Origin of the sequence: Daejeonella sp., assembly GCF_049655485.1 — a bacterium.
GTDB lineage: Bacteria > Bacteroidota > Bacteroidia > Sphingobacteriales > Sphingobacteriaceae > Daejeonella.
The window spans coordinates 1-6807 of the sequence record NZ_JBASJU010000217.1 but is presented as its reverse complement, the minus strand read 5'-3'; the positions used below and the strand labels follow the sequence as shown (position 1 = coordinate 6807).

Below are 6807 nucleotides of genomic sequence, written 5' to 3'. Positions count from 1 at the left end.
GGCTTATTGTTTAGAAATGTGGTCCTGGCCGCGGATGACGAACGCACCATGTTTTCAACTGGTATTGCTGGAAGGTATAAATTCACGAAGCGTTTCGGCATAGTCGCTGATTATTACCTCATTGCCTCCGACTACAGGAAGGACAACCCAAACACCAGTTATTATAGCCCACTTGGCCTCGGGGTTGAAATTGAAACAGGAGGGCATGTTTTCACCATGAACTTCGCCAATGCAAAGGCCATTGCTGAAAACAACTTTCTTCCTAATTCCACATCCTCGTGGTCTAAGGGGCAATATCGTTTTGGATTTACTATTTCCAGAATGTTTACACTTTACAAGGCTAAACCCGAAACATTAAACTAAAACATATGAAAAGAACGGAGTTTTTAAGCACGCTGGGTATTGGAATAGCAGCAGCATGTACCGGATGCCTGGCCGCTTGCGGTAAGGGTGGAGAAGGAGATCCTGGTGGCGGCGGAATAGCGCCTCCTGTGCCACCAGCGGGAATTAATTTTACTCTGGATTTGAATACCGATATCAAATCGGTAGGGGAGTCCAAGACCACAAATGGAGTTATTGTTGTCCGCTTAGCGGCAAGCAACGAAATCGCATCATTTACCGCGGTACAAGTTGCCTGTACCCACGAGGGTACCGCCATTGGCTTTAATGGTGCACAGGGGAATTTCGTGTGCCCTAACCACGGAAGTATATTTACCCCTGCCGGAGTGGTTACGCAGGGGCCGGCAGTCATTAATCTAAAGAAATATACGATTGCAATAGCTTCTAATGTATTGACCGTAACCGGTTAATTTGTTGATTAAAGGTTGGTGCGGCTGCCTGAAAAGTAGCCGTACTTGTTGTCTGAAATCACCGTAACATTTTCCTATACCAAGAATATAGTAACTTTTCTTGCGTTTCCAGTGTATAAGTATATAAGAAATTGAGAATTAGGAGATCTTAATTTAAATGGGACCGAAATATTTTTTGCGATATTAGGCTTAGTTTAAACAATTATTGATACGGTTGTTTTGAGGAAAAAGTATTTAATGAAGGAAGCCGCCTGCATTTGTATAAGTGCAGGTCTGGTTCTAATGACCATATTTTTAGGTGGATTTGATGATCGGGTAAACCCAGAAGATATCAATGCGGATCTAAGTTTAAAAGCGGATGCCCAGCAAACGGCAGTCTTGCTTAACAATACGGCCACCACTATTCCCCTGGTAAATCTCAAGGATAGAAAAATTGCTACTATAAATATCGGATCTTCCCATTCCAGCATTTTCAATACCATGCTGCGAAACTATGCGCATGTTGATGAGCTTGACCTTGTGATGGCTACTTCAACTGCGGTTGAACCTTATACTACTCTTATCATTCAGGTAAATGCTGAATCTCTTGCCTATCAGGAAACGGTTAATTACATACTTGGTCTCCAAAAGAAAAAGGAAGTAATTCTTGTAGGTTACGGAAATACATTCGCTCTCGGCTTATTGGGTTTATTTACGTCCCCAATTATATGGAACCCGGAAAATTCTGTGTTTTCCGCGGACTATTCAGCACAGCTTATTTTCGGAGGTGCAACCGCAAACAATCGTTTAAAAGAGACAGTAAGCCTCAGTTATCCAAAAGGAGCAGGATTTTCAACCGGAAAGATCCGGCTAAGATATTCCAGCCCGGAAGATTTGGGTATCAGCTCCTATGATCTGAATAAAATTGACGGAATTGTTAAGGAAGCAATCGATCAGCATGCTACGCCCAGTGCAGTAGTTATGGTGGTTAAGAACGGCAGTGTAATTTTCAACAGGGCGTATGGTTCGCATACCTATGGCGGTCAGGATCCTACCCATACAGATGATATCTATGACGTGGCATCTGTAACCAAAACAGCTGCCACTACTATGGCTGTAATGCGGCTTTATGAGCAGCAGAAGCTTGATTTAAATGGAAATATCGGAACTTATTTCCCGGAAGCAAAAGACACCAATAAAGAATTTATCCCTTTGAAAGAGGTCATGCTTCACCAGGCCGGGTTCATCAACCTCGACTTTTTCAGCGGTATTAAATCTCAGGACCATAGTACCGATTCCTCATATGCTTATCCTGTAAAAGTTGCTGACAATTATTTTGTTCGCAGGAACTATTACCAGGAAGCTATGCTTCCAAAAATGCTGAATTCACCCATCCGAACGCGTGGGCAGTACGTTTACAGCGATATCAGTATGTACATGATGAAAGAAGTTGTCGAACATCAGTCGGGCACTCCTCTTGACCAGTATGTCCAAAACGAATTTTACACCCCGCTGGGGATGCGTACCGCAGGATTCAATCCCCGCCGCCGTTTTGACCGAGGTCAAATTGTGCCTACAGAGCAGGATAACTATTTCCGCAAAACCCTTTTACAGGGATATGTACACGATCAGGGAGCTGCGCTTGTTAATGGCGTTTCAGGCCATGCAGGTTTATTTGCCAGTGCGAATGATCTCGCCATTTTGAACCAGGTACTGCTGAACGGCGGAAAATATGGAGGCGTTGAATACTTCAAGCCTGAAACAGTTGATCTGTTTACAGCCCGTCAATCAAACGTCAGCCGTCGGGGACTTGGATTTGACAGGGGAGATGGCAACAGATATCCTTCAGCATTATCATCTGTTGGTACATTTGGACACACGGGATATACTGGAACAGCTGTTTGGGTAGACCCAAAGAATGAGCTGATCTACATATTCTTATCGAACCGGGTTTATCCATCGGTTAGCAACAGGTTAAATAGCCTTCGCATCCGTCCAAGGATACAGGATGTTATTTATGAAGCGATTTCCAAAAAGGTCAATTCTGATCAAAGTGCTGGAGAATAATCAACTTATTTCAAAACATTGACACCGATCAATATATAAACCGGACGGATTTCAAATCAGATCAAATGCTCTTGCATATTGAGCCAGTTCAAAATTAGAGATGACATTTAACTTGTTTCGGATATTTCGCTTGTGCGTTTCAGCTGTTAAGCTCGAAATAAACAGTAAGTCGCCTATTTCAGCTGATGTTTCATTATGTGCCATTAATCTCAAGATTTCCTTTTCTCTTTTACTGAGCATAGAGAATTTTCTAAAATTGCTCCGGAGGAAATTGTTATTAATTGTATCATTTCCATGATTCAAATTTTTAAACATGCGGCGGGTTTAACCGCCGCATGGAAGAGTTATTCTACTATTACTGATCCCGCATAAGAGCTGTTGGAAACTACTGCTTCTTCCGAAACCAAATACAGATAAACATGTACTGTTAGTCCCACCCAATCGGATGGCTAGTAATGTCAACTTTACTGGCGCTCCGGGCAACGTCAGGAGGGCCAATTACATACTCATTGCTTTCAGGCTCATAAACCAGTATGGTCATCAAATCGGCTGGAGAGGCGGTTGACCTCAATACATCCGTCGACCAGTTTAGCTTGATCTTACCAGGTTCGGCCAGGACCGTAGTGCCTAAGACGCCCGAGAGCCGACCCTGCGAAAATGCGATTTTCGAGAAATCGATCACCAGCTCTGGATAGATACCAATAATGGCAAAGTCGAGCATGTGTTTCAAAGCCAGATTGTAGCTTGTTGTTCTGCCCTGTTTGATATTGCAGAAACCAATGTCGATTTGTTTCTTCACCGGGAGCAATACATTAATTGCCAGCGCAAATCTGGCCTGCTGCTCAAGCTGTTTCTCGCTCTTAGGTTTATTACTCAGTTTAGGAAGGCCCCGGATGTAATCGATGTCACGCCAGCTGCTCCCTACCACACTTCCGGCCTTGCCGGAGAAGCCACCATTGGCTCCTTTTCTAATTCTTCCCATTTTTTTAAGATTTAAAGGGTTAATAAATAAACAATTATGTACCGGTACATCACAAACATGAGGAGAAAGCGAAACTACGCCAAAATGTGAAACACAATGAACCAAATTGAACCATTTTGAAACATGTGAAACATCTGGATGCTCTATTTTTCCGCGATTTTCTCGGTTAATCTTTTGGCTCTGACTGGTAATCAACCGGGATTTCGCCGCACTTTAGCCGCCCTTCGATTTGTGTTTTTTCGACATTTCTTCGACAAGTGTTCGGCCCCGGCCGAAGCGGAGTCGAAGAACTTCCGAAGACTCGTGGTAAAATTGTCCTTTATGGGCACTAGAAAGGTGGGAGGAATCCCGGTTAATGTCGGGACGAGCCTGGTAGGAATAGGGAAGGAGTGTCGAAATCAACCGAACAGAGCACGCCTCATATTGAGGATACGCACAGTCTACTTCATATAATGATCTTTTATCTTAAAGATCTCAGAAGTGAGGTAGAAAAGCTGCCCACCGAATTTATCGTGTACCAGACGTTTTTTCTTAGTATGGCGATATAAGGTGGTTCGGCTGATACCGAGTAGGTTCCGTACCTTCCATGCGGGTTGCCATAAAGCAGGATCGTATTGTTTAGGTAGGCTCATGGTTCGTGGTTTAGGTGAATGTTTTTGTGGTAGGTCAGTGTGATTGGAAGTATGCTCAGGCTCTGTGGATTGCCCATCACCAAGTATTCCGACAAGCTTTTTCAGGTCGCGGGATATTTCTCTCAGAAGTAAGATGGTTTCTTCGTTTTCCACTTTGGTAAATTACTACTACAAAAATGCAGCAGCACGCACTTAGTTGACGAAGAAAACCTGCCCGATTGTGTTGCATGGCGTGCCCTATGTTCTTGCAAGGAATGCTCATTTTGTGGGCATCTCATGCCCGAATATTGGGCATTTTATCGGTATGGACTCCTGGATACTCAATTGATCCTTTCTTCAATTTTTTAACTTTTAGCTATTTTTTATTTTCCAGCTATTATTTAGATTTATATAAGCTCTTTCATTTTTAAACTTTTTGAATACCGAATGGACAATAATGAGTTTGCGAAAGCCCTGTATAAGTACCGTGCGGCTAACCATTTGTCACAAAAGCAAATGGGAGATATGTTAGGCATGTCCCGTCAGTCGTATGACCGACTTGAAAAAGGTCTTAGAAAGGCAACTTATGAAGAGTTTCGACGGTGTTCGAAAGCAATTGGATGGGACATATCTGCAGAGAACGGTATAGCCAATCCCATTAACGTATCACCTCGAAAATTTCATATTTTCGATCTAAAACGTCGTTTTCTTAATGGCACAATTGACACGGCTGATACCTTGCTCGAAATGGAAGATCTTGCTGAAGCTGTTGATTGTCCGGAATTATTAGATTGGGCTAATCGGGAGCTTGTGGGATACTATGCCAGTGACGGAGTACCTGCATACCGCTCATAGGGGAGAAACGTCGAACTTGATTTCAAAAACGGCAGGGAGAAGATTTTTAACTTTGACGTACCGACTGAAATCATCGACCCCAGTCTGAAATACCCGAATATCTTCGCGCTTGTTGAGGGGCTAGACGGACTTGAAAAAATGTTAGCATTGGGAGATGCAGTAAGCGTGCAGGGTGCCCCCGATTTAAGTGCCCATATTCATTCAATATTACAAGAAACGTACGGGCAGAAACATTGAAGTTAGAGCGGTTTTTTTGGTGACAGGTACCAGAACATTACTTAAGTTACTTTTGGCTGTTCAGGAAATACTGCTGACTTTCCTTTCAGATCTGGAAATACATTTCGGTCGAGAGGCGGACTTTAGGGATCTCCGGGCGGCTACTTATTTGGTTAACGATCTTTTCATCAAAGCAAAGAATAGGACGGGTGATGCTAGCCATCTTGATACGCCATTCAAGCCCTATCCTGTTGAAGAAGTCGTATTGGCTAAAGGCGACTACGATTCGTTTCGAGCCTGGTGTGGAGAACATGATCTCATGGAGCGTGATGAGTTGCTTGATGAGTTTTTATATTTAGTAGAGGAACAGGAAGAGGTTCCGCCTCCTTCGGGTATAATACCACATAAAGTTTATGAATGGGTTAAAAAGGTGGTGGAAGAAAATTCGCGGTTTGGAGAAAAAGGGGAGAAGTTGATCGATGCATTAAAGATTTTCTACGGGGTTTGATGGATCGGAATATGGACACCGCTGATTAGCAAGCCATTGCACTAAAATCATTAAAAAAAATAAAAAAAGCTTGACAGAATTGCTTTTCTGTCTATATTTGCACTCACCAAAACGCGAAAGTAGCTCAGTTGGTAGAGCACGACCTTGCCAAGGTCGGGGTCGCGAGTTCGAATCTCGTCTTTCGCTCCAAATCCCTTCCCTACCAGGAAGGGATTTAAGTTTAAAGGAAAAACAATGCCCCCAAGGCATAATCATCCGCTCGGATGGTGGAACTGGTAGACACGCAGGACTTAAAATCCTGTTCGCCCTAAAGCGAGTGCGGGTTCGATTCCCGCTCCGAGTCCAAAAGACCTTTGGAAACAGAGGGCTTTTGTTATTTACGCCCGTTTCCGTTTAATAGATAGATTTTCAATTAAATCAGCCACTGTGTAGTTTCGGAAAACAGACCTATCATGTTCTTTACTTATATCTTACAGTCTCAAAAAAGCAAAAAATTTTATACCGGCCATACAGAATGCATCGAAAAGAGGCTGTTAAGACACAACGGTGGTAAAGTGACCGCGACCAGAAATAAAGGACCATGGGTCTTAGTTTATTGGGAAAATTTCGAAACCAGATCTGAAGCAAACAGACGCGAGTTTGAAATAAAATCGATGAAAAGTAGATTTTACATTGAAAAATTAGTAGCCTCTGGTAGGACTATTTGACACGTCCCGATTAATTCGAGATTCGCCCTAAAGCGAGTGTCCCGACGAGTCGGGACTTCGAGTACAAAAGCCC

Annotated in this window: 9 protein-coding genes and 2 tRNA genes; 8 read left to right on the top strand and 3 right to left on the bottom strand. The window is 43.1% G+C overall.

Going from position 1 to position 6807, the window contains the following annotated elements; all coding sequences use genetic code 11:
* The 3 genes from WBJ10_RS09290 to WBJ10_RS09280 all read left to right on the top strand — a co-directional run.
* On the top strand, nucleotides 1–363 hold a 363-nt coding region (locus WBJ10_RS09290; RefSeq protein WP_424289576.1), incomplete at its 5' end, for a DUF5777 family beta-barrel protein.
* Between the two features lie 5 nt (nucleotides 364–368).
* Complete coding sequence (locus WBJ10_RS09285; protein ID WP_424289574.1) at nucleotides 369–809, top strand: ubiquinol-cytochrome c reductase iron-sulfur subunit; 441 nt, start codon at nucleotides 369–371, stop codon at nucleotides 807–809.
* 237 nt (nucleotides 810–1046) lie between these two features.
* Nucleotides 1047–2855: a serine hydrolase domain-containing protein gene (locus WBJ10_RS09280; RefSeq protein WP_424289572.1), complete on the top strand. Its 1809-nt coding sequence runs from the start codon at nucleotides 1047–1049 to the stop codon at nucleotides 2853–2855.
* 51 nt (nucleotides 2856–2906) lie between these two features.
* Here WBJ10_RS09280 and WBJ10_RS09275 read toward each other — a convergent pair whose 3' ends face one another.
* The 3 genes from WBJ10_RS09275 to WBJ10_RS09265 form a co-directional block, all read right to left on the bottom strand.
* Complete coding sequence (locus WBJ10_RS09275) at nucleotides 2907–3095, bottom strand: response regulator transcription factor (RefSeq protein ID WP_424289570.1); 189 nt, start codon at nucleotides 3093–3095, stop codon at nucleotides 2907–2909.
* 187 nt (nucleotides 3096–3282) lie between these two features.
* Nucleotides 3283–3837 carry a DUF6266 family protein gene (locus WBJ10_RS09270; RefSeq protein WP_424289568.1) on the bottom strand — a complete coding sequence of 185 codons (555 nt, stop codon included), beginning with the start codon at nucleotides 3835–3837 and terminating at the stop codon, nucleotides 3283–3285.
* 440 nt (nucleotides 3838–4277) lie between these two features.
* The gene (locus WBJ10_RS09265) at nucleotides 4278–4622 is read right to left on the bottom strand and encodes a helix-turn-helix domain-containing protein (protein WP_424289566.1); all 345 of its coding nucleotides are present in this window, start codon (nucleotides 4620–4622) and stop codon (nucleotides 4278–4280) included.
* A gap of 273 nt (nucleotides 4623–4895) precedes the next feature.
* On the opposite strand from WBJ10_RS09265, the gene WBJ10_RS09260 reads away from it, so the two are divergent.
* From WBJ10_RS09260 to WBJ10_RS09240, 5 genes are all read left to right on the top strand, one after another.
* Nucleotides 4896–5303, top strand: a complete 408-nt coding sequence (locus tag WBJ10_RS09260) for a helix-turn-helix domain-containing protein (protein ID WP_424289564.1) — start codon at nucleotides 4896–4898, stop codon at nucleotides 5301–5303.
* Between the two features lie 187 nt (nucleotides 5304–5490).
* Entirely contained in the window at nucleotides 5491–6027 is a 537-nt protein-coding gene (locus tag WBJ10_RS09255) for a hypothetical protein (protein ID WP_424289562.1), read from the top strand.
* 113 nt (nucleotides 6028–6140) lie between these two features.
* A tRNA-Gly gene (locus WBJ10_RS09250) sits at nucleotides 6141–6216 on the top strand.
* Nucleotides 6217–6284: 68 nt separating this feature from the next.
* Nucleotides 6285–6370: transfer RNA gene (locus WBJ10_RS09245), tRNA-Leu, on the top strand.
* 109 nt (nucleotides 6371–6479) lie between these two features.
* The gene (locus WBJ10_RS09240) at nucleotides 6480–6734 is read left to right on the top strand and encodes a GIY-YIG nuclease family protein (protein ID WP_424289560.1); all 255 of its coding nucleotides are present in this window, start codon (nucleotides 6480–6482) and stop codon (nucleotides 6732–6734) included.
* Nucleotides 6735–6807: the final 73 nt, after the last annotated feature.

What these genes read in the sequence shown, in the direction of transcription:
- WBJ10_RS09260 (WP_424289564.1), top strand. Translation starts at nt 4,896, where the DNA reads ATGGACAATAATGAGTTTGCGAAAGCCCTGTATAAGTACCGTGCGGCT.
- WBJ10_RS09280 (WP_424289572.1), top strand. Translation starts at nt 1,047, where the DNA reads ATGAAGGAAGCCGCCTGCATTTGTATAAGTGCAGGTCTGGTTCTAATG.
- WBJ10_RS09240 (WP_424289560.1), top strand. Translation starts at nt 6,480, where the DNA reads ATGTTCTTTACTTATATCTTACAGTCTCAAAAAAGCAAAAAATTTTAT.
- WBJ10_RS09285 (WP_424289574.1), top strand. Translation starts at nt 369, where the DNA reads ATGAAAAGAACGGAGTTTTTAAGCACGCTGGGTATTGGAATAGCAGCA.
- WBJ10_RS09275 (WP_424289570.1), bottom strand. Translation starts at nt 3,095, where the DNA reads ATGCTCAGTAAAAGAGAAAAGGAAATCTTGAGATTAATGGCACATAAT.
- WBJ10_RS09270 (WP_424289568.1), bottom strand. Translation starts at nt 3,837, where the DNA reads ATGGGAAGAATTAGAAAAGGAGCCAATGGTGGCTTCTCCGGCAAGGCC.